This window comes from Pseudomonas sp. BNK-45 (assembly GCF_047456255.1).
Lineage (GTDB): Bacteria > Pseudomonadota > Gammaproteobacteria > Pseudomonadales > Pseudomonadaceae > Aquipseudomonas.
On record NZ_CP179909.1, the window covers coordinates 6,617,593 to 6,643,791 of the forward strand.

Below are 26,199 nucleotides of genomic sequence, written 5' to 3' on the forward strand. Positions count from 1 at the left end.
CCGGCTTGCGGTCTGCCAGACAGACCGGCGGGAGCCCGCTCCCTCGCCACATCAACCATCGGAGCCCCCGAATGAAGCGTCTGGTTGCCACTAGCGCCCTGCTCGCTCTGCTCACTGGCTGCGCCACCAGCCACGTCATCGACCCTCGGGGCTATGACGAAACCGGCACGGCCTCCTATTACGGCGCTCGCCACCACGGCAATCGCACCGCCAGCGGCGAATCCTTCGATCAGAACGGCCTGACCGCCGCCCACCGCGAACTGCCCTTCGGCACCCGAGTGCAAGTCACCAACCTGGGCAACGACAAGAGCGTCGTGGTCCGTATCAACGATCGTGGCCCGCACACCCGCGGCCGCCTGATCGACCTGTCCCGCGCCGCCGCGCAACAGCTGGACATGCTGCGCAGCGGGACCGCCAAAGTGCGGGTCCAGGCCCTCAGCGACTGACCGACGGAGCCCAAGCCATTACCGCCTTTGCCGAACTGCCCCTGCTCAGCCTGATCCAGCTCATCAGCGGCCTGGTGATGCTGATCGCCGGTGCCGAACTGCTGGTGCGCGCGGCCGTGCGCCTGTCGGCGCGCCTGCGGGTGCGCCCGCTGATCATGGGCCTGAGCGTCGTCGCCTTCAGCAGTAGCGCGCCACAGATGGCCATCAGCCTGCAAGCGACCCTGGCCGACAACACCGACATCGCCGTGGGCAGCGTGATCGGCAGCAGCATCTTCAACATCCTGGTGATCCTTGGCCTCTCGGCATTGATCATTCCCCTGCGAGTGTCCCGGCAGCTGGTGCGCCTGGATATCCCGCTGATGATCGGTGCCAGTGCGCTGGTCTTTGTCCTGGCCTATAACGAACGCCTCACCCCCTCCGACGGCCTGATCCTGCTGGCGGCCCTGCTGCTCTATCTGGTTCTGCTGCTGCGCCAATCCAGGCACCCGGCACGCCCGCCGCTGCCTAGCGCCACCGACCGCCGTGGTTACGCCCCGCGCCTGAGCAGCATGTTGCTGGTGCTTCTGGGTCTGGGGCTGCTGGTGTTCGCCGGCCATCTGCTACTGGGAGCGGCGGTCACCGTCGCTGACGACCTTGGCTTGTCGGAACGGGTCATGGGACTGACCGTGATCGCGGTCAGCACCTCCCTGCCGCAACTGGCCACCTCGCTGCTCGCCGCCGTGCGGGGCCAGCGGGACATTGCCGTGGGCAACGTGATCGGCAGCAACCTGTTCAATCTGCTGGGCGTACTGGGCTTTACCGCGCTGGTCGCGCCGACTCCACTGTCGGTTTCGCCCAACGCCCTGGACTTCGATCTGCCGGTACTGCTCTGCGTGGCCGTGCTGTGCCTGCCGGTGTTCTATTCGGGGTATCGCATCACCCGCGCCGAAGGCCTGCTGTTTCTCGGGCTGTACCTGGCCTACGGGCTGCACGTGGTGTCCTTCACCACGGGCATGCCGCTGGCCGGCAAGCTGGAACACTTGATGCTGTTTTTCGTCCTGCCAGCGTTGGTAGCGTTTCTGCTGTTCAGTTCGCTACGGGCCTGGCGCCGCCAACACAAGAGAGAAGCGCCATGAGCGAGAACAAGAAAAGCGGACTGCAAATGCGTCGCCAGGTGATGGGCGATGCCTTCGTCGATCGCGCGCTGGGCAACGCCACCGAGTTCACCCAACCGCTGCAGGACTTCGTCAACGAGCATGCCTGGGGCGGGGTATGGAATCGTGAGGGGCTGCCGCTGAAAACCCGCAGCCTGATCACCCTGGCCACCCTGACCGCCCTGAAATGCCCGCAGGAGCTGAAAGGCCATGTGCGCGGCGCCCTGAACAATGGCTGCACCGTGGAAGAAATACGTGAAGCCTTGCTGCATTGCGCGGTGTATGCCGGAGTGCCGGCGGCCATCGATGCGTTTCGCGCCGCCCAGGAAGTGATAGACACCTATCAACAAGCGCAGTGAACCCGCTGTTCGCCGGCCAGTCGGCTCCTACCCGCGCCCTGTAGGAGCCGGCTGGCCGGCGAACAGCGTCAGATCCACCCGCCCCACTGCAAGACAAAGATCCCGATGTTGGTGGTCACCGCCGCCATCACCGTGGTGATGACGATAATGGCTGCCGCCAGCTCATGATTGCCATTGGCCGCCCTGGCCATGACAAAGCTCGCCGCCGCGGTGGGGCTGCCAAAATACAGAAACAGAATCCCCAGCTCCGCACCACGAAACCCGCACAGCCAGGCGCCGAAGGTGGCCAGCGTCGGCAGGCTCACCATCTTCAGCAAGCTCGAACTCATGGCCATCCGCCCACTGTTGCGCAAAGCCGCCAGGGACAGCGTGCCGCCAATGCAGATCAACGCCAGGGGCAGGGACATCTGCGCCAGATAGCGGCCCGAGGTTTCCAGCCAGCCGGGCAGGCCGATCTGCCAATAGGCGAACGGCGCGGCCACCAGCACGCTGACGATCAAGGGATTGCTGAACACGCTCTTGCAGATGCTCCAGGGATCGGACTTGATCACCGGGCTGTAGACCGCCAGGACAACGGTCGACAGGGTGTTGTAGAACAGAATCACCAGCGCCGCGAGCAACGCCCCCAGGGAAATCCCGTAATCCCCGTACATGCTGGCCGCCAGGGCCAGACCGATGATCGCGTTGTTGCCGCGAAATGCCCCCTGGGTATAGATCCCCCGATCCTCCTTGGGACAGCGCCAGATAGCCCAGCACCAGGCAAGGACGAAACAGGCCAGGGTGGCCACGGAAAAGTAGATCAGCACCCCGGGTTTTAACGAGGCATGCAGATCGGCGTGGACGATGCCGAGAAACAACAGCGCCGGCATGGTGACGTTGAAGACCAGGGCCGACGCGGTGTGGATGAAGCTGTCGTTAATCCAGCCGACGCGCTTGAGCACCAGCCCAAGAAACAGCATGGCAAAGACCGGCGCGGTGATGCTCAGGGTTTCGAAGAAGATTGCCAGCATGCGCGGGGGACCTTGAGCCTGTCGTTAGGGCGCTAATGATAATCCAATCGAACAATGCCGTCGCAATCGGCTTCTTGACGCCCGGTGATTTTCGATTATGCTGAAAATAACTGTATATACATACAGTAAAACCAAGCATGACCATGACATATCAAGGAGCTAGAAATGTCAGGAATCTCTGCACAGATGCAGCAACAGTCACAACCGGCGGGCCAGATCATTGCCGACCTGGATCACCTGTTCAGTGAACAGGGCATCGCCATCACCGGCGATGGCGACACCCTGGTGCTGACCGCCGACGGCCACCACACCGTCAAGTACCACCGTCCGCAAGACCTTCCCCTGCCAGCGCACACCCCCCGCAAGGCATCGCCACAATTGCGTTTCGAGGGGGGCGAACACACCGCCATCGGTGACAGTACCCTGCTGCGCTTCGTCAAGGATGGCCCGGCCATTCCCGCCTGGCAGGTCGAACTGCACCTGCCCAACGGCCTGGCCCTGACCTACGGCCAGGTGGTGGCCCTGGGAGGCGACTTCTACGGCATTCCCGAGCAACCCATCTGTGACGGCGCCACCGCCGCCGAGCGGGTGCAGCGTTTCAACGCCGCCTTCAATTCCCTCGCGGTGCTGCCGGCATCCAGGGACGAAGCCCGGCAGATCCTGGCCGTGATGCAGAAGGAAGTCCTCGCCGCCAATCAGGCGATCCGCGACGGCAAACAGCCCCATGAAGCCTATGACGCCCTGGGCGATACCTTGTCCGAAGAGTGGAACCGGATTACCGGCGGCGGCAGCGTGGTGTCCGCCCTGTTCCCCCTGGGCCGCTACCTGAAGCTGGCGGCCAACAACGCCGACCACTTTGGCGAATGGGCCCTGGCCGCCTATGTCGCCGGGCATACCGCCGCCCTGCAACAGGCGGCTCTGGCGGGCAAAACCGCGGACGACAAGCAACTGGAACTGGCCTACGCGATGAACGCCTTCGCCGACCACTTCCTCACCGACCTGTTTTCCGCGGGCCATGTCCGCGTGCCACGCAAGCAACTGGCCGCGGTGGTCACCCCCAGCGACCTGGGCTCGTTGATCACCCGCTTCATGCACGACGAAGACAGCAAGTTCGGCCTCAATGTCAGCAACGCCCTGGGCGAGCGCTGGCATGCCTACGGCGACAAGCGCTACTTCGACAGCGTCGATCACCGCAATCGCCAGCAGGTGAAGCAGGCCGTACAGCGTTCGGCGGATGAGATCTTCGTCTGCTACCTGAGCGGCAACTTGCCAGCTGCCGGCAGCTATGGGGCGCTTCAGGCACTGCCGGATCTGAACGCAGCGAAAACCGGCAATTTCTCGCCACTGTTCGTGATGAGCGGGGACAAAGTGCTGCGCCGCAGCGACGTCAACAACCTCAACGACAACAAGACCATCGACAACTGGTGGGGCTGGAGCACCTACCTGCTGCTGAAGAACTACAGCCCGAACAAACCGGCGGGCTATCTGGACACTCCAAGCGCAGTGCCGTCGATCCTCGCCGACGGCTGGCAGAGCCACAGCCCCAGTGAACCCAACTGGCTGCCAGGCCAGGCAGTGCGTTATGCCCTCAGCGAAACCAACGGCTTGAACGAGTCTTACATCGGCCCCTGGTCGGCCTATGTCGAACTGAGCGACAGCTTCCAGCCCACCCTGAACATCCCGCCTGGCACCCACAACAGCAGCGCCAGCGGACGCAATGTGTTCCGTCAGTTTCGCGGAGGCTCACCGGAGCTGATCGGCTCCATCGACAAGAACGCCAGTCGCTTCATCGATCGCAACGCCTGATAAGGACATCACCATGACAATCAACCTGAACCTGCAACTGGCCTCCGGCCAATCCCTGAAGGATGCACCGCTGGAGCTGTTGCTCAATGGCGCGCCCATTGCCCGGGCCCGCGTGGATGAACACGGCAAGGTGGTGTTCAACGCCAAGCCGGGCAGTGGCCAACTGGCCGTCCGCGTCGACCGTTCGATCCTCCATCAGCCCTGATCGCCCCTAGCGGGCTTGCCCGCGAAACGGCCTCAGCGCCATGGCTACGCCATGAGCCTGGGGCCAGCGGCGCCCTGCCGGCAGCGCCCTCAAGCGGTGACAACCTGCTCCTGCAGATGCCCCTGCTCGATGCGCACATGCCGCGGGTGGAAACGCTTGAGACTGCTGCGGTGGCCGACACTGACAATGCTCAAGCCCGGCAGTTGATCGATCAGTGCCTGGTACAGGCTGGCCTCGTCTTCCTCATCCATGGCCGAGGTCGCCTCATCCATGTACAGCCATTGCGGCGCATAGAGCAGCGCCCGGGCAAAGGCCAGACGCTGCTGTTCACCCGGGGACAACATGCGTTGCCAGTGGTTGCTTTCGTCCAGGCGCGCAACCAGGTGCGGCAGGCGGCAAGTCTCCAGGACCTGTGCATAACGCTCCTGGGCATAGCTGTCGCCGGCTTGTGGATAACTCAAGGCGTCACGCAGGCTGCCAATGGGCAGGTAAGGTTTCTGCGGCAGGAACAGGTAACGCTGATTGGGCAGCAGAATGCTGCCACGTCCTGCCGGCCATAACCGTCCCATGGCGCGCAGCAAGGTGCTCTTGCCACTGCCGGAGCGGCCACTGAGCATCAACCGCTCACCGGGATGCACGGTCATCTGGGCTCCGGCCAGCAGATGACGGCCGTCTGCCAGGTCCAGGCTCAGGTCACGCACTTGCAATTGCTCGCCCTGATGCTGCACATCGATTGCCGGCGGGCACTCTTCGTTTTCGCTCATGGCCTGACGAAAGCTCAGCAGACGATCACAGGTGGCGCGCCAGGCCGCCAGATCCGAATAGGCGCTGATGAACCAGCTGAAGTTCTCCTGGACGTTGCCGAAGGCCGAGTTGATCTGCATCAGCTCGCCCAGTTCGATCTTGCCGGCGAAGTAGCGCGGCGCGGCGACGATGAACGGGAAGATGATCGCGATCTGACCGTAGCCGGCGGTGAAAAAGGTCAGGCGCTTGGACACCTTCATGATGTCCCAAAAGTTGTGCCAGACCTTGCCGAAGCGGTTGCTCAGGCGCTGGTTTTCGTTTTTCTCACCGTCGTACAGGGCAATACTCTCGGCGTTCTCCCGGACCCGCACCATGGAGAAACGCAGATCGGCTTCAAAACGCTGTTGCTGGTTGTTGAGGCCGATCAAGCGACGTCCGATCAAGTGGGTCAGCCAGCTGCCGACGGCGGCATACACCAGCGCACACCAGAACATGTAGCCGGGAATGGTGTAGCCGAACACCTCGATGCTGCCGGACACGCCCCACAGGATGATCGAGAACGACACCAGGCTGACCAGGTTGCGAATCAGCCCCAGGCCCAGGGACAGGGTATTGCTGGTGAAGCTGTTGAGGTCTTCGGAAATCCGCTGGTCCGGGTTGTCGGTGTAGCCGCCCTGCTCCAGCCGGTAGTAGTTCTTGTTGCCAAGCCAGCGGGCAAAGTGTCTTTCGGTCAACCAGGCCCGCCAGCGGATGGTCAGCATCTGGGTCAGGTAGAGACGATAAACCGCCCCCAGAATTGCCACCGCGGCGATCCCGCAGAAATACAGGATCAGGCTCCAGAAGGCCGCCTCGTCCTTCTTCTGCAAGGCGTTGTAGAAGTCCTTGTACCAACTGTTGATCCACACCGAGATGGCCACGCTGAACAGTGACAAGCCAATCACGGCAATCAGCAGCAACCAGGCCTTGCCCTTTTCCTCACTGCGCCAGTAAGGAGTGATCATGGCCCAGACCCGTCGGAAGAATTGACCGCGCACAGCATCGTTGACCGCAGAGTATTCAGCGTTCTGATTCATCGTTGAGGCTCGATTGGAAGGAGGACAAGCATTGAGCCGATCTTAGTAGATCGGCTCGCTTTTTCACGATGTCCGGCGGACATTCGTTCAGTCGCGGTTCAGCGACGGACGGGGCGCTTCTGCAGTTTGCGCTGCAAGGTGCGGCGATGCATGCCCAGCGCGCGGGCGGTGGCGGAGATATTGCCTTCGTGCTCGGTCAGCACACGCTGAATGTGCTCCCATTGCAGGCGGTCCACGGACATCGGGTTTTCCGGCACAAGGGTGTCCAGGTCAGCGTGTTCGGAGAGCAGTGCGGCCAGCACATCATCGGCGTCCGCCGGCTTGCACAGGTAGTTGCAGGCGCCGCGCTTGATCGCCTCCACCGCTGTCGCAATGCTCGAGTAGCCGGTGAGGATCAGCACACGCATTTCCGGATCCAGCTCCAGCAGCTTGGGCAACAGCACCAAACCGGAGTCACCGTCCATCTTCAGGTCCAGCGCGGCGTAGTCCGGCAGATCCTGCTGGGCGATGCTCAGGCCCTCCTCGGCAGAACCCGCGGTACTGACACGAAAGCCCCGCCGGCTCATGGCCCGGGCCATGACCCGGGTAAAGGTGGCGTCATCGTCCACCAGCAACAGATGCGGCAGTTCTTCGCCTTCGACTTGGATCTCTTCACTCATGGTCGTCTCCTCGGGCGGCACGGGGCAGGCGCAGCTCAGTGAGCGTTCCGCCTTCCTCATGACTGTAGAGTTTCACTGAGCCGCCAGCACGGGTCACGCTGGCCTTGCTCAAAAACAGGCCCAGGCCGAAGCCTTTGCCCTTGGTGGTAAAAAACGGCTTGCCGATCTGCTCGGCGATGGCCAAGGGTACTCCGGCGCCGTGGTCGCGAATACTGATGGTGAGGTTTTCCGCATCCCAGTCCAGGCGCACTTCCAGGCCCTCGGCACAGGCATCGGCTGCATTGTTCAACAGATTGAGCAAGGCCTGGGTCAGGTCCGGCGGCGGCGCCAGGCGCGGCACCGGCCCCTCTCCCAGGAGATGAAAGCGGTAGCTGGCCTCGGGGCGCATCAGGTGCCAGCGATTCAAGGCTTCGTCCAGCCACTGGGTGACGTCCTGCATCTCCACCGCCAGCCGGCGATTGGCCTCGGCGGCGCGCACCAGCTGTTGCAGGGTTTCCTTGCACAGCTTGACCTGGTCCTGGAGCACACTGAGGTCATCCTGCAACAGCGGGTCGGGATGGTCCTGGCGCATTTCCTTGAGCAATACGCTCATGGTCGCCAGCGGTGTACCCAACTCATGGGCGGCGCCGGCGGCCTGGGTCGCCACGGCCAGCAATTGCTGATCCCGCAGCCCCTCTTCGCGGCGGATCGCCCGCAGCTCTTCCTGGCGGCGCAGCTCTTCGGCCATGCGCGCGGCGAAGAAGGTGATCACTGCTGCCGCCAGGGCGAAGCTCAGCCACATGCCATAGACCTGCAGGTTTTCCCGGGCGATGGGGAAGGTCTGCAAGGGGTAGAAGCGGGCCAGCAGCAAGGTGTAGAGCGTCAGCGCAATTCCCGAGAGCACCACCGAATAGCGCCAGGGCAAGGTCACTGCGGCGATCGTCAGGGGCACCAGGTAATAGGAGACGAAGGGGTTGGTGGACCCCCCGGAGAAGTACAGCAGCACGCTGTGGATAAACAGGTCACAGGCCAGTTGCAGGGCATATTCCAGCTCCGTCACCGGCCACGAGGTGCGCAGGCGGATGGCCGTGAAGGCACAGAGCACCATGGAAAACATCAGGGTCACGCCCAGTTGCAGCCAGGGCAGGGGCAACAGGTCCAGCCAATAGGCGAGCCCTACCGAACCGGCCTGAGCGGCCAGCACCAGGGTGCGGATGAAGGTCAGCCGCCAGAGATTCTGACGGGTGGCGGACAGCAATTTTACGGGGGCGAGCATGAGCTCTCCTGATGAGCGCTCCAGGGCAATCGGCGGGAGTATAACCAAGCAGCCGCCGACGCAGGCAAAACTGCGGCAAAGCGTCACAGAAAAACAGTTGCAAGCCGCAGGCTTTCAGCTACAAGCGTAGTGGCTTGCCGCTTGCGACTTGAAACTTGCCACTGCCTTACCTGTCTGAAGGTTTCACGCAGGTCGGGATCAACCCTGCGGACCGCACTCAAGGAGTTTCCATGCAGCATTTCAGTCGCAGCCTCGCCCTTCTGGCCCTCAGCACCGGCACGCTCACCAGCCTGCCCGCCCTGGCCGCCGATGAACTGCACTACAACCAGATTTCCCTGCGCGCCGAAGTCAGCCAGGAAGTGGCCCGCGACCTGATGATCGTGACCCTCTACAGCGAATCGCAGAACAGCGACCCGGCCAAGCTCGCCACGGAAATCACCACCACCATGAACAAGGCCCTGGAGCAGGCCCGCCAGGTCAAGGACGTGACCCTGCGCCAGGGCAGCCGCAACAGCTACCCGATCTACGACGGCAAGGGGCAGAAGATCACCGGCTGGCGTGAACGCGCCGAACTGCGCCTGGAAAGCTCCGACTTCGCCGCGCTGTCCAAGCTCACCGGTGAGCTGCTGGGCGACCTGAAAATGGGCGGCATGGACTTCGCCATCGCCGATCCGACCCGCAAGGCCAGCGAAGATGCCCTGCTCAAGGACGCAGTCAAGGCGTTCAAGGCCCGCGCGCAACTGGCCACCGATGCCCTGGGTGGCAAGGGCTACAAGATCGTCAACCTGAACCTCAACAGCAACGGTTATCCACAGCCCTACATGCGCGCGCCGATGATGATGAAGGCCGCCAGCATGGACTCGGCACCGGTGACTCCGGAAGTGGAAGCCGGCACCAGCCAGGTCAGCATGACCGCCGATGGCGCCATCGAAGTGCTGATGCCGTAACCCTTTCCCTGCCTCTTCCAGCGGCGATAACCTTCTGCAGAAAGGTTGTCGCCGTTTTTCATTACCAACTATTTCAATCCGGACCCGGGGAACTCGGTTCGCTGATGTTAGAGTTATGGCCCCGGTATGGGGCAGGTCAGATGTTACTGACGTCCGCCGGGTATACTGCGCCTTTCCTATAAGAGTCTCGTCAATGACCGCAGATCGCATCGGCGAACGCCTGCGTCGCTATCGCCGCGCCGCCAAGAAAACCTTGCGTCAGATCGCCAGTGAATCGGGACTGACCGCCAGTTTTCTCTCCCAAGCAGAACGCAACCTCACCGGGGTCTCCATCTCCTCCCTGGTCAACATTGCCAAGTCTCTGAACGTTCCCCTGAACGCCCTGTTCGACCAGCCGATTCAGGCGCAGCCCGACTCCCACGACGGCAAGCGGGTGCGCTACACCATCGAGGGCCAGCCTTTGGCCTACGAACGGCTGTCCAGTTCCTTTCCCGGCAACCTGATCAATGCGGTGAAGATGAACATACCGGTGGGTTATCAGTCGGAGCTGATCTCCCATGACGGTTCGGAGTTTTCGTACGTGCTTTCCGGGCAGATCGTCTACACCATCGAAGGTCAGCAATACCCGCTGAGTGCCGGAGACTCGGTGCACTTCGACGCGACCAAGAGCCATTTCCTGGCCAATGCAGGCCCTGGCCCGGCGGAAGTGCTGACCGTCACCACCATGGGCCTGTTCGACGATCATTCGGCGGCCTGAGCCAAGTCCACAGCCGTCAATGGAACCTCAGAAGCGGCACTGCTGCGCAGAGAAATGTTAGTGAGGCTTAATTTTCGTTGACCACGATTTCAGCATGACTTAATTTCGGCATCGGCGAATCGACAATCAATCACATAACAAGCGATCGCCGTCGCCGCACAGGGTCAATGGGGCTGGATCAACGCCCCATAGCAAGGCGAGTTGCCACGGCCCACAAGGCCAATCCTCAGATCTGCCCTAGAAGAAGAAAAAATGAGGTTTGCATGTGTAAGACCTTTGCGCTTCAGGTTTGGCAAACAACGAGGCTGACCCACCCCTGCGGACGGTCGAACGCCTCCCGCAACCTCCACAGTGACAACCTCACTGCGAGCCAAGACTCCCACACCGCCGACGATGCGCTGTTCACTCGCCATCGCCTGCAAGGTCCCGGGCATCCGTCTCCCACGGCCTCCCCTAACCAAACGAACACCGTTATCCGCTCAGGCGAATGCGCCGCGCCCCTGTGTGCGCCAGCCAGGGCCTGGCGGCAGCCGGTCGGCACCCGCGCCAGCGACGCCCCCATTGGAGGCACGGCCCGCCCTGCCTGCCCAAGAAAAAGGCGACGTATGCACCAGAAACACCCCGCGCAAACGGTCAAATGCGTCAAGTTTTATACAAATGCGTCATTCCTGTACGTTCGTTCCACTCTTTGAGACTTGTGACAGCCCCGCATCTTGCATTGGGTATGGGGCCTGCATAAGTATCGGCGGGTCGACTCACAAGGTCGCCCTCTACACCAAAAATGACAACAAATCATGAGGCCACCATGTTCAAGAAAGCAGTCCTTCCGTTCTTAGTCAGCGCCGGCTTGCTTGCCAGCGCCCCCTTCGCCCACGCGGCGACTAACCTGGTGTTCTGCTCTGAAGGGAGCCCGGCCGGTTTCGACCCAGGCCAGTACACCACCGGAACCGACTTCGACGCCTCAGCCGAAACCCTGTACAACCGCCTCAGCCAGTTTGAACGGGGCGGCACCGCCGTCATCCCGGGCCTGGCCACCAGTTGGGACATCTCGGACGACGGTCTGACCTATACCTTCCATCTGCGTGAAGGCGTCAAGTTCCACACCACGCCGTACTTCACCCCGACCCGCACCTTCAATGCCGACGACGTAGTGTTCACCTTCACCCGCATGCTCGACAAAGACATGCCGTTCCGTAAGGCCTACCCCACCGAATTCCCGTACTTCACCGACATGGGGATGGACACCAACATCACCAAGGTCGAGAAAGTCGACGACAAGACCGTCAAGTTCACCCTCAAGACCGTGGACGCCGCATTCATCCAGAACCTGGCCATGAGCTTCGCCTCCATCCAGTCTGCCGAGTACGCCGACAAGCTGCTCAAGGAAGGCAAGACCAGCGACATCAACCAGAAGCCGATCGGCACTGGCCCGTTCGTGTTCAAGAGCTACCAGAAAGACTCCAACATCCGCTACACCGGCAACAAGGACTACTGGAAGCCTGAAGACGTGAAGATCGACAACCTGATCTTCGCCATCACCACCGACCCATCGGTGCGCATTCAAAAGCTGAAGAAGAACGAATGCCAGGTGACCCTGTTCCCGCGTCCGGCCGACCTCAAGGCCCTCAAGGAAGACAAGGACCTGAAGATGCCTGAACAGGCAGGCTTCAACCTCGGCTACATCGCCTACAACGTGATGCCGGTGCTCAAGGGCCGTACCGACGCCAACCCGCTGGCCGACCTCAAGGTTCGCCAGGCCCTGGACATGGCCGTCAACAAGCCGCAAATCATCGACTCCGTCTACCAGGGCGCGGGCCAGCTGGCGGTCAACGCCATGCCGCCGACCCAATGGTCCTATGACACCAGCATCAAGGACGCCAAGTACGACCCCGAGAAAGCCAAGCAGCTGCTCAAGGAAGCCGGTATCAAGGAAGGGACCCAGATCACCCTGTGGGCCATGCCGGTACAGCGCCCCTACAACCCCAACGCCAAGCTGATGGCTGAAATGCTGCAATCCGACTGGGCCAAGATCGGGCTCAAGGTCAACATCGTCAGCTACGAGTGGGGCGAGTACATCAAACGCTCCAAGGGCGGCGAGAACCAGGCCATGATCATCGGCTGGAGCGGTGACAACGGTGACCCCGACAACTGGCTCGGCACCCTGTTCGGCTGCGATGCGCTCAATGGCAACAACTTCTCGAAATGGTGCGACAAGCCTTACGACGCGCTGATCAAGCAAGCCAAGGCCACGTCGGATGTGGCCAAACGCACCGAGCTGTACAAGCAGGCGCAACACATCCTCAAAGACGCCGTTCCGATGACACCTATCGCACACTCGACGGTGTTCCAACCCATGCGCGCCAACGTGCAGGACTTCAAGATCAGCCCCTTTGGCTTGAACTCCTTCTATGGTGTCAGCATCGGCAAATAAGGCCCGGCAACGGCGGCGTCGCTGACGTCGCCGTTGTTTTACCGGCCCACACCGTAAGCACCCGGCCTACCTTCGACACACCGCCTCGACAAAGAGCGGTCCCACGAATTTTGAGCCGATTCTTACAGGGCTTTCAGGCACAGCGGATATACGCCCCGGCCTTCGACCCTTAACGTCGAGGCGAGGCAAGACTGCGTCTGTCGGCGGGCATTTGCTACAGCCATGGTTTGGCATCAATGACCTGTACAGGCTCCAGGAAGGAGCCATGGTCCATTGATCATCACAACAAAAAATGGAGATGGACCGTTATGCGTCATTCCCTGATTTTCTCCGCCCTGATAGGGGGCAGCCTGCTGGCCTCCAGCGCCATCTGCGGCGCCGCCGAGCGCAGCCTGGTGTTCTGTTCCGAGGGCAGCCCGGCGGGCTTTGACACGGCGCAATACACCACCGCCACCGACAACGACGCCGCCGAGCCGCTGTACAACCGCCTGGTGGAATTCGAGAAAGGCGCCACCAACGTGCTGCCCGCCCTGGCCAAAAGCTGGGACATATCCGAGGACGGCCTCACCTACCGCTTTCACCTGCGTGAAGGGGTGAAGTTCCACAACACCCCGTACTTCAAGCCCAGCCGCGACCTCAACGCCGACGACGTGCTGTTCACCTTCAATCGCATGCTCGACGCCGGACATCCGTTCCGTAAGGCCTACCCGACGGAGTTTCCCTACTTCAACGGCATGAGCCTGAACAAGAACATCGCCAAGGTCGAGAAAACCGACCCGCTGACCGTGGTCATGACCCTCAACACCGTGGACGCGGCGTTCATCCAGAACCTGGCCATGAGCTTTGCCGCGATCCTCTCCGCCGAATACGCCGAGCAACTGCTCAAGGCCGGCACCCCCGCCCAGATCAACCAGAAGCCCATCGGCACCGGGCCGTTCGTATTCCAGCGTTACCAGAAAGACTCGCAGATCCGCTACGCCGCCAACCCGCACTACTGGGACCCGAGCCGGGTCAAGCTCGACCGGTTGATCTTCGCCATCAACACCGATGCCTCGGTGCGGGTGCAAAAGCTGCGGGCCGGCGAATGCCAGGTGACCCTGCACCCGCGTCCCGCGGACATCGATGCGCTGAAAAACGACCCGAAACTGCAAGTCATCGAGAAGCCCGGCTTCAACCTCGGCTACATCGCCTACAACGTGCAGCACAAGCCCTTCGATCGCCTCGAAGTGCGCCAGGCCCTGGACATGGCGGTGAACAAGCCCAGCATCCTCAACGCCGTGTACCAGGGCGCCGGCCAGCTGGCGGTCAACGCCATGCCGCCGACCCAGTGGTCCTACGACGAAACCATCCAGGACGCGGCCTACAACCCGGAAAAGGCCCGCGAACTGCTCAAGGCCGCCGGGGTCAAGGAAGGCACGGAAATCACCCTCTGGGCCATGCCCGTGCAGCGCCCCTACAACCCCAACGCCAAGCTGATGGCCGAAATGCTGCAGTCCGACTGGGCGAAGATCGGCCTCAAGGTGAAGATCGTCAGCTACGAATGGGGCGAGTACATCAAGCGCACCAAGAATGGCGAGCACGACATCAGCCTGATCGGCTGGACCGGAGACAACGGTGACCCGGACAACTGGCTGGGCACCCTGTACAGCTGTGACGCCATCGGCGGCAACAACTACTCCATGTGGTGCGACCCGCAGTACGACAAGCTGATCAAGCAAGCCAAGCTAGTGACCGACCGCCAGCAACGCACCGAGCTCTATAAACAGGCCCAGCAGTTGCTCAAGCAGCAGGTGCCGATCACGCCGGTGGCCCACTCGATGATCAATCAGCCATTGAGCGCGAAAGTCGAGGGTTTCAAGGTCAGCCCGTTCGGCCGCAACACCTTCTCGGGTGTCAGCCTGGCCCCATAACCGATGAGCCAAAACCTTGGGGACGATTTTCGTCCTCACGCAGACGCTTTGCCTGAATTCGGCGATCAAGCCACATGCAAACGTTTGCGACGCCATGAATGAGTTCCAAAAACCAGCCGGCCGAAAAAAACCGGCATCTAAAAAAGAAAACAAAGGAGCTTCACCCATGAAACTGAGCAGCAGCGCATTGTTAGCCTTGGCTATCGGTAGCATCACCGCCACGGCCCATGCGGAGAGCGTCAGCCAGGACTTCGTCCCGACTGTACAGAACAGCACCAATGCCCAGGCCGAGGCCAAGGGTTTCATCGAAGGGCAGAGCCTGTCGGGCACCACGCGCAACTGGTACGCCAACGAGCTGAAACGCCGCAATGACCGTTTTTCCTACAACCACAATGGCGTGGACACCTCGACTCCACGCCGGATCAACTGGGTCCAGGGCACCATCCTCAACTACAGCTCCGGCTTCACCGAAGGCACCGTGGGGGTCAGCACCGAAGTCGCGGCCTACAACGCCATTGCCCTGGATCGTGACCGCAAGGACATCGCCGGCAAGAACAACCGCACCCTGACCCATTCCGACGGCGACGCCGTGGGCCAGTGGAGCAAGCTCGGCCTGGCCAACGTCAAGTTCCGCGTATCCAACACCACCCTGACCGCCGGCCGGCAGAACTTCAGCACGCCGATCGTCGACGTCATCGGCAACCGTGCGCTGCCTTCGAGCTTTGAAGGGGTGAGCCTGCACAGCGAAGAGTTCAACAACCTGTCGTTCGATGCCGGCACCTTTGACCGGGTATCGCCACGGACCGAACAGAGCCTGTCGAAATTCCGCTCCGAGTACACCAGCAACACCGCCGAAACCGACCGCGTGAGCATCGTCGGCCTCAACTACCAGCCGCTGAAAAGCCTGAAGACCAGCCTCTACGCCTCCAAGGTGGAAGACTTCTGGAACCAGTACTACTTCGGCGCCACCCACGAGCTGGGCGACAGCTCGGTGCTGAGCCTGACCACCGGCCTGAACTACTACAAGACCGTCGACACCGGCAAGAAAGAGATGGGCGAGATCGACAACGATACCTACTCCCTGTCCATGGGGCTGACCCACCAGGCCCACAGCCTGACCTTCTCGTACCAGGAAGTCAGCGGCAACGAGTACTTCGACTACCTGCATGAAACCAACGGCATCTACCTGGCCAACTCCCTGCTCTCGGACTTCAACGGCCCGAACGAGAAATCCTTCCAGATCGCCTACGGCCTGAACATGGCCGAATACGGCGTGCCCGGCCTCAAGTTCAACGTCTACCAGGCTCGCGGCTGGGGCATCGACGGTACCCACTACACCGGCAGCGCCTACGGCGGCATCAACTCCGAAGGCAAACTCTACGGCGTGAGAACCATGGATGGCGAAACCCACTATGAATACGGCATCGGCGCCTCCTACGCCGTGCAGAGCGGGCCACTCAAAGCCACCGCGATCCGTGCCACCTACACCACGCACCGCGCCAGCAAGAACCAGGCCGACGGCAACATCAACGAATTCCGTCTGGTTACCACCATCCCGTTCAACATTCTCTAACCCACCAGTTGAAGGGCGGGTTCATGACGAATCCGCCGTTCAAGCTAATCTGGTTCAATCGATTGCAGAGGGTTCCTGATGAACATGCTTCCCCTGAAAGCGGCCATTGGCGCCGCCCTGCTGAGCGCCGCCCTCGGCGCCGCAGCCAAACCCTTGGTGGTCTGTACCGAAGCCAGCCCGGAAGGCTTCGATATGGTCCAGTACACGACTGCAGTCACGGCCGACGCAGTGGCGGAAACCATCTTCAACCGGCTGGTGGACTTCAAACCCGGCACCACTGACATCGAACCGGCCCTGGCCGAGTCCTGGGACATCAGCCCGGACGGCCTGCAATACACCTTCCACCTGCGCAAGGGCGTCAAGTTCCACAGCACCGACTACTTCACCCCGACCCGCGACATGAATGCCGACGACGTGCTCTGGAGCTTCCAGCGCCAGATGGACCCAAAGCACCCCTGGCATGACAAGTCCAGCGTGGGCTTCCCCTACTTCGAAAGCATGGGGTTCAAGGAACTGCTCAAAAGCGTCGAGAAGATCGACGACCACACCGTGGTCTTCACCCTGACCCGCCGTGAGGCACCGTTCCTGGCCGACATCGCCATGGCCTTCTCATCGATCTACCCGGCGGAATACGCCGACAAGCTGCTCAAGGAAGGCAAGACGGCCGACCTCAACAGCAAGCCCATCGGCACCGGCCCCTTCATCTTCAACCGCTACGCCAAGGACGCCCAGGTACGCTTCAAGGCCAACCCGGACTACTTCCGCGGCAAGCCACCGGCCGACCCGCTGGTGCTGGCGATCACCATCGACAACAACGTGCGCCTGCAGAAGCTCAAGGCCAACGAGTGCCAGGTCGCCCTGTACCCCAAGCCCGATGACATCCCCAGCATCAAGGCCGACGCCAACCTCAAGGTCGACGAACTGGCGGCCATGACCACCGGCTACATCGCCATGAACACCACCCGCAAATACATGAGCGACGTGCGGGTACGCAAAGCCATCGACATCGCCTTCGACAAGGAAGCCTACGTCAACAGCCTCTACGGCAAAGGCAATGCGCTGGTCGGCACCGGCCCTTATCCGCCGACCCTGCTGGGCTTCAACAACAGCCTGAAGAACCCGCCCCGGGATCTGGACAAGGCCCGGGCCCTGCTCAAGGACGCCGGGGTGCCGGACGGTACGGTGATCACCCTGTTCACCCGCAACGGCGGCGGCCCGACCAACCCCAATCCCCTGCTGGGTGCGCAGATGATGCAGGCCGACCTGGCCAAGATCGGCCTCAAGCTCGAGATCCGCGTCATGGAATGGGGCGAGATGCTCAAGCGTGCGAAAAACGGCGAACACGATATGGTGTCGGCCGGCTGGGCTGGGGACAACGGCGACCCGGACAACTTCCTGACCCCGAACCTGAGTTGTGATGCAGCGAAAAACGGCGAAAACTACGCCCGCTGGTGCAACAAGGAGTTCCAGGAGCTGATCGACCAGGCCCGCGCCGACGCTGAACCTGCCAAGCGTGCCGCGCTCTATGAAAAGGCTCTGCTGGTATTCCAACAGGACCAACCCTGGATTCCCATGGCCTATCCAAAAATGTTCACCGCCATGCGCAAGAACGTCGAGGGTTACCACCAGAGCCCCCTGACCACCAACAACTTCGCGACCACCCAAGTGAAGTGATAAGAAACGCCTGCCGCCCTTGACCCCAAGGGTGGCGGGTACGCCTAACCGGCTGATTGAGGTACTTCAGAAGATGTTTAGTTTTATTGCCCGCCGTGTGGGGTTGTTGATCCCCACATTCTTCGGCATCACCTTGCTGACCTTCGCCTTGATACGCATGATTCCCGGCGACCCCGTGGAAGTCATGATGGGCGAGCGTCGGGTCGACCCCGAGATGCATGCCCAGGCAATGGAACGCCTTGGATTGAACAAGCCGCTGTACGCCCAGTACCTGGACTACATCGGCAAACTGGCCCACGGTGACCTGGGTGAGTCCCTGCGCACCCGCACCAGCGTGTGGAGCGAGTTCACCTCGCTGTTCCCCGCGACCCTGGAACTGTCCATGGCCGCCCTGCTATTCGCCGGCATCATCGGGCTCTTGGCCGGGGTGATCGCCGCCCTCAAGCGAGGGTCGCTGTTCGACCACGGGGTCATGGGCATCTCCCTTGCGGGCTATTCGATGCCGATCTTCTGGTGGGGCCTGATCCTGATCATGTTCTTCTCGGTGAGCCTGGGCTGGACCCCGGTGTCCGGGCGCATCGACCTGCTCTACGACATCGAGCCCAGAACCGGCTTCATGCTCATCGACACCCTGCTGGCCGAAGACACCAGCGCCTTCTTCGACGCCCTGCACCACCTGATCCTGCCGGCCATCGTCCTGGGCACCATTCCCCTGGCGGTGATCGCGCGGATGACCCGCTCCTCGATGCTCGAAGTGCTGCGCGAGGATTACATCCGCACCGCCAAGGCCAAGGGCCTGTCACCGGCGCGGGTGGTGTTCGTCCACGGCCTGCGCAACGCCTTGATTCCGGTACTGACCGTGGTCGGCCTGCAAGTCGGCACCCTGCTGGCCGGTGCGGTCCTGACCGAAACCATCTTTTCCTGGCCGGGCATCGGCAAGTGGCTGATCGAAGCCATCGGCGCCCGGGACTATCCCGTGGTGCAGAACGGCATCCTGCTGATCGCCTGCCTGGTGATCATGGTCAACTTCGTGGTGGACATCCTCTACGGCTTTGCCAACCCACGCATCCGTCATCAGCGCTGAGATCAAGACCAATGAGCACTCCAACTACCTCAGTAGCAGTCGATCAAAGCCTGCTCTATCCGTCCGTGTACAAAGAATTCTGGCAGCACTTCTCCCGCAACAAAGGCGCGGTGGCCGGCCTGCTGTTCATGCTGCTGATCGTGTTCTGCGCGCTGTTCGCCCCCTGGGTGGCGCCGCACAACCCCAGCGAGCAATACCGCGACTTCCTGCTGACCCCGCCGGCCTGGCTCGAAGGCGGGCAGATGCAATTTTTGCTGGGCACCGATGAACTGGGCCGCGACCTGCTGTCGCGCCTGATCCAGGGCTCGCGCCTGTCGCTGCTGATCGGCCTGTCGTCGGTGGTGATGTCGCTGATCCCGGGGATCCTCCTGGGGCTGTTCGCCGGGTTCTTCCCACGTCTGCTGGGCCCGACCATCATGCGCCTGATGGACATCATGCTGGCCCTGCCCTCGCTGCTGCTGGCCGTGGCGATTGTCGCCATCCTCGGCCCGGGCCTGATCAACACCGTGATCGCCATTGCCGTGGTGTCCCTGCCCTCCTATGTGCGCCTGACCCGCGCCGCGGTGATGGGCGAGATCAACCGCGACTACGTGACGGCCGCGCGCCTGGCCGGTGCCAGCCTGCCACGCCTGATGTTCATCACCGTGCTGCCCAACTGCATGGCACCGCTGATCGTCCAGGCCACCCTGAGCTTCTCCTCGGCGATCCTCGACGCCGCCGCCCTGGGCTTCCTCGGCCTCGGCGTGCAACCGCCGACTCCGGAGTGGGGCACCATGCTGGCCTCGGCTCGCGACTACATCGAACGCGCCTGGTGGGTGGTGAGCCTGCCGGGCCTGACCATTTTGCTCAGCGTGCTGGCAATCAACCTGATGGGCGACGGCCTGCGCGATGCGCTGGACCCGAAACTCAAGAACGCCGCCTGAGGAGATTCCCATGTCACTGCTCGAAATCAAGAATCTCAATGTCCGTTTCGGCGACGCCAAGGCGGTGCCGGTGGTCGACGGCCTCGACCTCAAGGTCGACAAGGGCGAAGTGCTGGCCATCGTTGGCGAGTCCGGCTCCGGCAAATCGGTGACCATGATGGCCCTGATGGGCCTGATCGAGCACCCCGGCATCGTCACCGCCGACGCCTTGAGCTTCGACGGCCGCGACATGCTCAAGCTCAGCGCCCGCCAGCGCCGGCAGATCGTCGGCAAGGACCTGGCCATGGTCTTCCAGGACCCGATGACCGCGCTGAACCCGAGCTACACCGTAGGCTTCCAGATCGAGGAAGTGCTGCGCCTGCACCTGAAGATGTCCGGCAAGGCCGCGCGCAAGCGTGCCATCGAACTGCTGGAGAAGGTCGAGATCCCCGGCGCCGCCAGCCGCATGGACGCCTACCCGCACCAACTGTCCGGCGGCATGAGCCAGCGGGTGGCGATCGCCATGGCCATTGCCGGCGAACCCAAGCTGCTGATTGCCGACGAACCCACCACCGCCCTGGACGTGACCATCCAGGCGCAGATCATGGACCTGCTGCTCAACCTGCAACAAGAGCAGAACATGGGCCTGGTGCTGATCACCCACGACCTGGCCGTGGTGGCCGAAACCGCCCAGCGCGTCTGCGTGATGTACGCCGGACAAGCCGTGGAAGTCGGCCAGGTGCCGCAGCTGTTCGACATCCCCGCACACCCCTACAGCGAAGCGCTGCTGGCGGCGATTCCCGAGCACAGCCTCGGTGCCACCCGCCTGTCGACCCTGCCGGGCATCGTCCCCGGGCGCTACGACCGGCCCCAGGGTTGCCTGCTGTCACCCCGCTGTCCCTACGCCCAGGACAACTGCCGTCAGCAGCGTCCAAGCCTTGATCCGAAAGCCGCCAGCCTGGTGCGCTGCTTCTATCCGCTGAATCAGGAGGTGGCGTAATGGCCGTCGTTCTTACCGCCCGCGACCTGACCCGTCACTACGAAGTGTCCCGAGGCCTGTTCAAGGGCCACGCCACCGTGCGCGCCCTCAACGGCGTGTCCTTTGAGCTGGAGGCCGGCAAGACCCTGGCCGTGGTCGGCGAGTCCGGCTGCGGCAAGTCCACCCTGGCCCGGGCCCTGACCCTGATCGAGGAGCCGTCCTCCGGCTCGCTGAAAATCGCTGGCCAGGAAGTCGCCGGTGCCGACAAGGCCCAGCGCAAGCAGCTGCGCAAAGACGTGCAGATGGTGTTCCAGAGTCCTTATGCCTCGCTCAATCCGCGGCAGAAGATCGGCGATCAACTGGCCGAGCCGCTGTTGATCAACACCAAGCTGTCGGCCGCCGAACGCCGGGAGAAAGTCCAGGCCATGATGAAACAGGTGGGCCTGCGCCCCGAGCACTACCAGCGCTACCCGCACATGTTCTCCGGCGGTCAGCGCCAGCGCATCGCCCTGGCCCGGGCGATGATGCTGCAACCCAAGGTGCTGGTGGCGGATGAACCGACCTCGGCCCTGGACGTGTCGATCCAGGCCCAGGTGCTGAACCTGTTCATGGACCTGCAGCAGGAATTCAACACCGCCTACGTGTTCATCTCCCACAACCTGGCGGTAGTGCGTCACGTCGCCGACCAGGTGCTGGTGATGTACCTCGGCCGGCCGGTGGAAATGGGCCCCAAGGAGGACATCTACACCCGCCCGCTGCACCCCTACACCCAGGCCCTGCTGTCGGCGACCCCGACCATTCATCCGGACCCGGACAAGCCGAAGATCAAGATCGTCGGTGAATTGCCCAACCCGCTGAACCCGCCACCCGGCTGCGCCTTCCACAAGCGCTGCCCTTACGCCACCGAGCGTTGCAGCACTGAAGAGCCGGCCCTGCGACCGCTGGACAACCGGCAAGTGGCCTGCCACTACGCCGAGCAATTCGTGCTGTAGCGGCCATGAAAAAGGCGCTCCCGATTACCTGCGGGAGCGCCTGAACCTTGTTCGACCCGCCCCTGGCGACGGATTGCGCATCAGTCCGTCGCTGGGGGTTTCTTTTAGCCCTGGCTGTCGCCTTCGCCCTCGTCGGTGGTCTGGTCGTCATCGCCGGAACTGCCGCCCTGGCCTTCATCGCCCGGCTCCGAGTCGGACTTGGCAAGCATCTGCACCGGTGCGCTATGGCTCGACTGATAACCCGGCTCTTTCACCTGCAGCAGGTTGTGGGCCCAGGCCGCCGAGGTTCCGAGCGACAGCATCACCAGCACTTTGATCAACAGCACAACGCGTTGGAAAATTCTCATGGTCGATTCCATCCCTTCATAGGTGAATCTTCGAAGGCTGCGAACCCTGCCGAACAGTGACCACAGCACAGTCTGAAACTAGTCGTGATCTCCCGGCTTTGCCAGATAGCCCCCTATCGATACCCAAGCCGTCCAAGCCCTTCCGACTAACGGCGTGCCCTGAAAAACACCACCCTCCGTAGGAGCCGGCTTGCCGGCGAAGAAACCCGCCAGCCATGCACCACAGCGTCCGCCGCCTTCGCTGGCAAGCCAGCTCCTACGAGGCGGCAGCGGGCCAATCCTGCGCGCAACAAAAAGCCCCGCTGTCTGCACAGCGGGGCTTCGGGGCTTGCCGGCGAACTTAGTGGTGTTCGCGGGTGGCGCGGAATTTCACGTCCGGCCAGCGCTCTTCCATCAGCGCCAGGTTGACCCGGGTCGGCGCCAGGTAGGTCAGGTGACCACCGCCGTCCAGGGCCAGGTTTTCCACCGCCTTGTTGGAAAACTCTTCGAGCTTCTTCTTGTCGCTGCAGTCGATCCAACGGGCGGACCACACGGTGATCGGCTCATAGGAGCACTCCACCTTGTATTCCTCCTTCAGGCGGCTGGCCACCACATCGAACTGCAGCACACCAACGGCGCCGAGAATGATGTCGTTGCTGCGCTCGGGGAAGAACACCTGGGTCGCGCCCTCTTCGGCCAGCTGTTGCAGGCCCTGACGCAACTGCTTGGACTTGAGCGGATCCTTCAGGCGCACGCGGCGGAACAGCTCCGGGGCGAAGTGCGGAATCCCGGTGAAGCCCAGGGCCTCGCCTTCGGTGAAGGTGTCGCCGATCTGGATGGTGCCGTGGTTGTGCAGACCGATGATGTCGCCGGCGTAGGCTTCTTCCAGTTGCTCACGCTCGGAGGAGAAGAAGGTCAGGGCGTCGCCGATGCGCACGTCCTTGCCGGTACGCACGTGGCGCATCTTCATGCCCTTCTCGTACTTGCCCGAGCAGATGCGCATGAAGGCGATACGGTCGCGGTGCTTGGGGTCCATGTTGGCCTGGATCTTGAACACGAAACCGCTGAACTTTTCTTCCTGCGGCGCCACCGCGCGCTCGTTGGCTTCACGGGGCAGCGGCAGCGGCGCCCAGTCCACCACGGCGTCCAGCACGTGGTCGACCCCGAAGTTGCCCAGGGCGGTACCGAAGAACACCGGGGTCAGCTGGCCGTCGAGGAACTCCTGCTGGTTGAACTCGTGGCAGGCGCCCTGCACCAGCTCCAGCTGCTCGATGAAGCGCTCGTACTCGTCACCCAGGTGGGCGCGGGCTTCGTCGGAATCGAGCTTCTCGATGATCTTGGTTTCGGTGCGCTCGTGGCCGTGGCCCGGGGTGTAGACGATGATGTAGTCGTCCGCCAGGTGGTACACGCCCTTGAAGTCGCGGTAGCAACCGATCGGCCAGGTGATCGGCGCGGCCTTGATCTTCAGCACCGCTTCGATTTCATCCAGCAGCTCGATCGGGTCGCGAATGTCGCGGTCGAGTTTGTTGATGAAGCTGACGATCGGCGTGTCCCGCAGGCGGCAGACGTCCATCAGGGCGATGGTCCGGGGCTCAACCCCCTTACCGCCATCGAGCACCATCAGCGCCGAGTCCACCGCGGTCAGGGTGCGATAGGTGTCTTCCGAGAAGTCTTCGTGGCCCGGGGTGTCCAGCAGGTTGATCATGTGTTCGCGATAAGGGAACTGCATGACCGACGTGGTAATGGAAATACCCCGCTGCTTTTCCATCTCCATCCAGTCGGAGGTGGCGTGGCGGTCGGACTTACGCGATTTGACGGTACCCGCCACCGCAATGGCCTTGCCCATCAGCAACAGCTTCTCGGTGATGGTGGTCTTACCCGCATCCGGGTGGGAAATAATGGCGAAAGTGCGGCGTTTCGCGACTTCGGCGGCCTGTTTGGTCATGGGAAATCGCCTGGCGGTGATCAAAAAAGGGCGCAGATTATAGCCCAGAGAACACCCCGCGGGCCACCGCTGCCCCCGTTGCCGGGGCCACCGCGCGGCAGATAAACGGTGGCTAAATGCTGCCAAGTATGGAACCTTTTAAAACGTGGAGACGTCCACTCCCCTGTCACGCACCGTCGTCAGGGGCTGAAATATCAGCAAGTTAGCTTGACGAAGCTGCGCTCATGGCTCGTTCACCCGCCGCTTTGCCGGCATTCGACGAGCTGCTTTTCGCGCGCACTGTCCCGGCAGCCAGGAATGGCCCTGCCACACGGGAAAGTGCCCGCCGACCGACAAAAGGAGTCCGCCTGTGGCTATTCGCTATGGCAAAGGGCTGATAGGAGGGGTTGCGGTCATCGCCCTCCTGGCCCTGCTGGTCCACTGGATCGGCATCACGACGATCGAACACTACCGCGACGATCTACTGTTCTACCTGCAAGCTCATCTGTTCCTGGTCCTGGCGTCCATGCTCGCCGCATTGCTGGTGGGCATCCCCGCCGGCATCTTCCTCAGCCGCCCGAACATGGTCGGACGCGCCGAACGCTTCATGCAAGTGTTCAACATCGGTAACACCGTCCCCCCTCTGGCCGTCCTGGCCATCGCCCTGGGGATCCTCGGCATCGGCAGCGGCCCGGCCATCTTCGCGTTGTTCCTCGCCTCCTTGCTGCCCATCGTGCGCAACACCTACGAAGGCCTGAAAAACGTCCAGGGCTCCCTCAAGGAAGCCGCGGTCGGCATCGGCATGACGCCGCGCCAGGTGCTGTGGAAAGTCGAATTGCCCAACGCCGTGCCGATCATCATCGGTGGCGTGCGGGTGGCCCTGGCGATCAACGTCGGCACCGCGCCCCTGGCCTTCCTGATCGGCGCCAACAGCCTGGGCAGCCTGATATTCCCCGGCATTGCCCTGAACAATCAGCCGCAACTGCTGCTCGGCGCCGCCTGCACCGCGCTGCTGGCCTTGCTCCTCGACGGCCTGGTCACCCTGGCCAGCCGCCTCTGGCTGGAACGCGGTCTGCGCCCGTCCTAAGCCCGTCAGAGACAAGGAATCGACATGAAAAAACTAAGCCTGATACTCGGCTGTGCCCTGCTGTTCGCCGGGCTGGCCCACGCCGCGGAAAAACCGCTGATCCGCATTGGCGCCAGGGTCTTCACCGAACAGACCCTGCTGGCGGAAATCACCTCCCAGTACCTGCGCAGCAAGGGTTACGACACCCGCGTCACCGGCGGCCTGGGCAGCAACCTGGCCCGCAGCGCCCAGGAAAGCGGACAACTGGACCTGATCTGGGAATACACCGGGGTGTCGCTGGTGGCCTACAACCACATCGACGAGAAACTCGACAGCCAGCAGTCCTACGCCCGAGTCAAAGAACTCGACGCGAAAAAAGGCCTGGTCTGGTTGGCGCCGTCCAAGTTCAGCAACACCTACGCCCTGGCCCTGCCGGAGAACGTGGCCCGGGAACATCCGCAGATCAACAGCATCAGCGACCTGACCCGAGCCCTGGCCGAAAAACCCGAGGAGAACCGCCTGGTGGCCCTGGACACGGAGTTCGCCAACCGCTCCGACGGCATGGCCGGCATGGTCAAGCTGTATGAGATGAACCTGACCCGCAAAAACACCCGGCAAATGGATGCCGGCCTGGTCTACACCGCCCTGCGCAACGGCCAGGTGTTCGCCGGCCTGGTCTACACCACCGACGGTCGGCTCAACGCCTTCAAGCTCAAGCTGCTGGAGGACGACAAGCACTACTTCCCGGACTACACCGCCGCCCCCGTGGTGCGTCAGGTGTACCTCGACGCCCATCCGCAACTGGCGGCGGACCTCAAGCCGCTGGCGGCGCTGTTCGATGACGAAACCATGCGCCAGCTGAACGCGCGGGTCGATGTCGACCATGAAAGCCCTTCCGCCGTGGCCGCAGATTTCCTGCGCCAGCATCCGATCAACCACTGATA

Annotated in this window: 23 protein-coding genes; 17 read left to right on the plus strand and 6 right to left on the minus strand. The window is 62.4% G+C overall.

Features of this window, described 5'->3' with window-relative positions; all coding sequences use genetic code 11:
• The first annotated feature begins 71 nt into the window (after positions 1 to 71).
• Genes ACMGG8_RS30105 through ACMGG8_RS30115 form a run of 3 tightly spaced genes read left to right on the plus strand, consistent with a single transcriptional unit; the run spans position 72 to position 1,938 of the window.
• Entirely contained in the window at positions 72 to 446 is a 375-nt protein-coding gene (locus tag ACMGG8_RS30105) for a septal ring lytic transglycosylase RlpA family protein (RefSeq protein WP_060837535.1), read from the plus strand.
• 50 nt (positions 447 to 496) lie between these two features.
• A complete protein-coding gene (locus ACMGG8_RS30110) occupies positions 497 to 1,561 on the plus strand; it encodes a calcium/sodium antiporter (RefSeq protein WP_108544251.1) in 1,065 nt (354 codons plus the stop codon).
• The gene (locus ACMGG8_RS30115) at positions 1,558 to 1,938 is read left to right on the plus strand and encodes a carboxymuconolactone decarboxylase family protein (RefSeq protein WP_060837533.1); all 381 of its coding nucleotides are present in this window, start codon (positions 1,558 to 1,560) and stop codon (positions 1,936 to 1,938) included. The genes ACMGG8_RS30110 and ACMGG8_RS30115 overlap by 4 nt, the downstream gene beginning before the upstream one ends.
• Before the next feature lie 68 nt (positions 1,939 to 2,006).
• Here the strand turns inward: ACMGG8_RS30115 and ACMGG8_RS30120 are convergent, their stop codons facing one another.
• On the minus strand, positions 2,007 to 2,948 hold the full coding sequence (locus tag ACMGG8_RS30120; protein ID WP_060842483.1) for an AEC family transporter: 942 nt from the start codon (positions 2,946 to 2,948) through the stop codon (positions 2,007 to 2,009).
• A gap of 165 nt (positions 2,949 to 3,113) precedes the next feature.
• On the opposite strand from ACMGG8_RS30120, the gene ACMGG8_RS30125 reads away from it, so the two are divergent.
• Both ACMGG8_RS30125 and ACMGG8_RS30130 read left to right on the plus strand, forming a co-directional pair.
• Positions 3,114 to 4,754, plus strand: a complete 1,641-nt coding sequence (locus tag ACMGG8_RS30125) for a phospholipase (RefSeq protein ID WP_414158908.1) — start codon at positions 3,114 to 3,116, stop codon at positions 4,752 to 4,754.
• 13 nt (positions 4,755 to 4,767) lie between these two features.
• A complete protein-coding gene (locus tag ACMGG8_RS30130; protein ID WP_060837530.1) occupies positions 4,768 to 4,959 on the plus strand; it encodes a hypothetical protein in 192 nt (63 codons plus the stop codon).
• 89 nt (positions 4,960 to 5,048) lie between these two features.
• On the opposite strand, the gene ACMGG8_RS30135 is transcribed toward ACMGG8_RS30130, so the two are convergent.
• The 3 genes from ACMGG8_RS30135 to ACMGG8_RS30145 all read right to left on the minus strand — a co-directional run bounded on the left by ACMGG8_RS30135 (position 5,049) and on the right by ACMGG8_RS30145 (position 8,690).
• Complete coding sequence (locus tag ACMGG8_RS30135; protein ID WP_414158909.1) at positions 5,049 to 6,776, minus strand: ABC transporter ATP-binding protein/permease; 1,728 nt, start codon at positions 6,774 to 6,776, stop codon at positions 5,049 to 5,051.
• 98 nt (positions 6,777 to 6,874) lie between these two features.
• Entirely contained in the window at positions 6,875 to 7,435 is a 561-nt protein-coding gene (locus tag ACMGG8_RS30140) for a response regulator transcription factor (RefSeq protein ID WP_016968400.1), read from the minus strand.
• Positions 7,428 to 8,690, minus strand: coding sequence for an ATP-binding protein (locus ACMGG8_RS30145; RefSeq protein ID WP_060837528.1), 1,263 nt, complete (start codon positions 8,688 to 8,690; stop codon positions 7,428 to 7,430). The genes ACMGG8_RS30140 and ACMGG8_RS30145 overlap by 8 nt, the downstream gene beginning before the upstream one ends.
• A 230-nt stretch (positions 8,691 to 8,920) precedes the next feature.
• Here ACMGG8_RS30145 and ACMGG8_RS30150 point away from each other — a divergent pair, with 230 nt between their 5' ends.
• From ACMGG8_RS30150 to ACMGG8_RS30195, 10 genes are all read left to right on the plus strand, one after another.
• Positions 8,921 to 9,637 (plus strand): SIMPL domain-containing protein, encoded by a 717-nt coding sequence (locus ACMGG8_RS30150; RefSeq protein ID WP_060842480.1) that lies wholly within the window; start codon positions 8,921 to 8,923, stop codon positions 9,635 to 9,637.
• 193 nt (positions 9,638 to 9,830) lie between these two features.
• Positions 9,831 to 10,394, plus strand: a complete 564-nt coding sequence (locus tag ACMGG8_RS30155; RefSeq protein ID WP_060837526.1) for a cupin domain-containing protein — start codon at positions 9,831 to 9,833, stop codon at positions 10,392 to 10,394.
• A gap of 805 nt (positions 10,395 to 11,199) precedes the next feature.
• Entirely contained in the window at positions 11,200 to 12,825 is a 1,626-nt protein-coding gene (locus tag ACMGG8_RS30160) for an ABC transporter substrate-binding protein (protein WP_060837525.1), read from the plus strand.
• Positions 12,826 to 13,133: 308 nt separating this feature from the next.
• The gene (locus ACMGG8_RS30165; protein WP_414158910.1) at positions 13,134 to 14,735 is read left to right on the plus strand and encodes an ABC transporter substrate-binding protein; all 1,602 of its coding nucleotides are present in this window, start codon (positions 13,134 to 13,136) and stop codon (positions 14,733 to 14,735) included.
• Positions 14,736 to 14,901: 166 nt separating this feature from the next.
• The gene (locus ACMGG8_RS30170) at positions 14,902 to 16,308 is read left to right on the plus strand and encodes an OprD family porin (RefSeq protein WP_060837523.1); all 1,407 of its coding nucleotides are present in this window, start codon (positions 14,902 to 14,904) and stop codon (positions 16,306 to 16,308) included.
• Positions 16,309 to 16,386: 78 nt separating this feature from the next.
• Positions 16,387 to 17,982, plus strand: coding sequence for an ABC transporter substrate-binding protein (locus tag ACMGG8_RS30175; RefSeq protein ID WP_414158911.1), 1,596 nt, complete (start codon positions 16,387 to 16,389; stop codon positions 17,980 to 17,982).
• Positions 17,983 to 18,055: 73 nt separating this feature from the next.
• On the plus strand, positions 18,056 to 19,066 hold the full coding sequence (locus tag ACMGG8_RS30180) for an ABC transporter permease subunit (protein WP_060837521.1): 1,011 nt from the start codon (positions 18,056 to 18,058) through the stop codon (positions 19,064 to 19,066).
• Positions 19,067 to 19,077: 11 nt separating this feature from the next.
• Positions 19,078 to 19,989 carry an ABC transporter permease subunit gene (locus ACMGG8_RS30185; RefSeq protein WP_060837520.1) on the plus strand — a complete coding sequence of 304 codons (912 nt, stop codon included), beginning with the start codon at positions 19,078 to 19,080 and terminating at the stop codon, positions 19,987 to 19,989.
• 10 nt (positions 19,990 to 19,999) lie between these two features.
• Entirely contained in the window at positions 20,000 to 20,968 is a 969-nt protein-coding gene (locus ACMGG8_RS30190; protein ID WP_060837519.1) for an ABC transporter ATP-binding protein, read from the plus strand.
• Positions 20,968 to 21,939, plus strand: coding sequence for a peptide ABC transporter ATP-binding protein (locus ACMGG8_RS30195; RefSeq protein ID WP_060837518.1), 972 nt, complete (start codon positions 20,968 to 20,970; stop codon positions 21,937 to 21,939). Before ACMGG8_RS30190 ends, ACMGG8_RS30195 begins: the two co-directional genes overlap by 1 nt.
• 104 nt (positions 21,940 to 22,043) lie before the next feature.
• On the opposite strand, the gene ACMGG8_RS30200 is transcribed toward ACMGG8_RS30195, so the two are convergent.
• Together ACMGG8_RS30200 and ACMGG8_RS30205 are read right to left on the minus strand one after the other, a co-directional pair.
• Entirely contained in the window at positions 22,044 to 22,286 is a 243-nt protein-coding gene (locus tag ACMGG8_RS30200; RefSeq protein ID WP_060837517.1) for a hypothetical protein, read from the minus strand.
• Positions 22,287 to 22,626: 340 nt separating this feature from the next.
• Positions 22,627 to 24,210, minus strand: a complete 1,584-nt coding sequence (locus ACMGG8_RS30205; protein ID WP_060837516.1) for a peptide chain release factor 3 — start codon at positions 24,208 to 24,210, stop codon at positions 22,627 to 22,629.
• 349 nt (positions 24,211 to 24,559) lie between these two features.
• Between ACMGG8_RS30205 and ACMGG8_RS30210 the strand changes: the two genes are divergently transcribed.
• Together ACMGG8_RS30210 and ACMGG8_RS30215 are read left to right on the plus strand one after the other, a co-directional pair.
• Positions 24,560 to 25,276 carry an ABC transporter permease gene (locus ACMGG8_RS30210; RefSeq protein WP_060837515.1) on the plus strand — a complete coding sequence of 239 codons (717 nt, stop codon included), beginning with the start codon at positions 24,560 to 24,562 and terminating at the stop codon, positions 25,274 to 25,276.
• 24 nt (positions 25,277 to 25,300) lie between these two features.
• Positions 25,301 to 26,197 (plus strand): glycine betaine ABC transporter substrate-binding protein, encoded by an 897-nt coding sequence (locus ACMGG8_RS30215; RefSeq protein WP_414158912.1) that lies wholly within the window; start codon positions 25,301 to 25,303, stop codon positions 26,195 to 26,197.
• Positions 26,198 to 26,199: the final 2 nt, after the last annotated feature.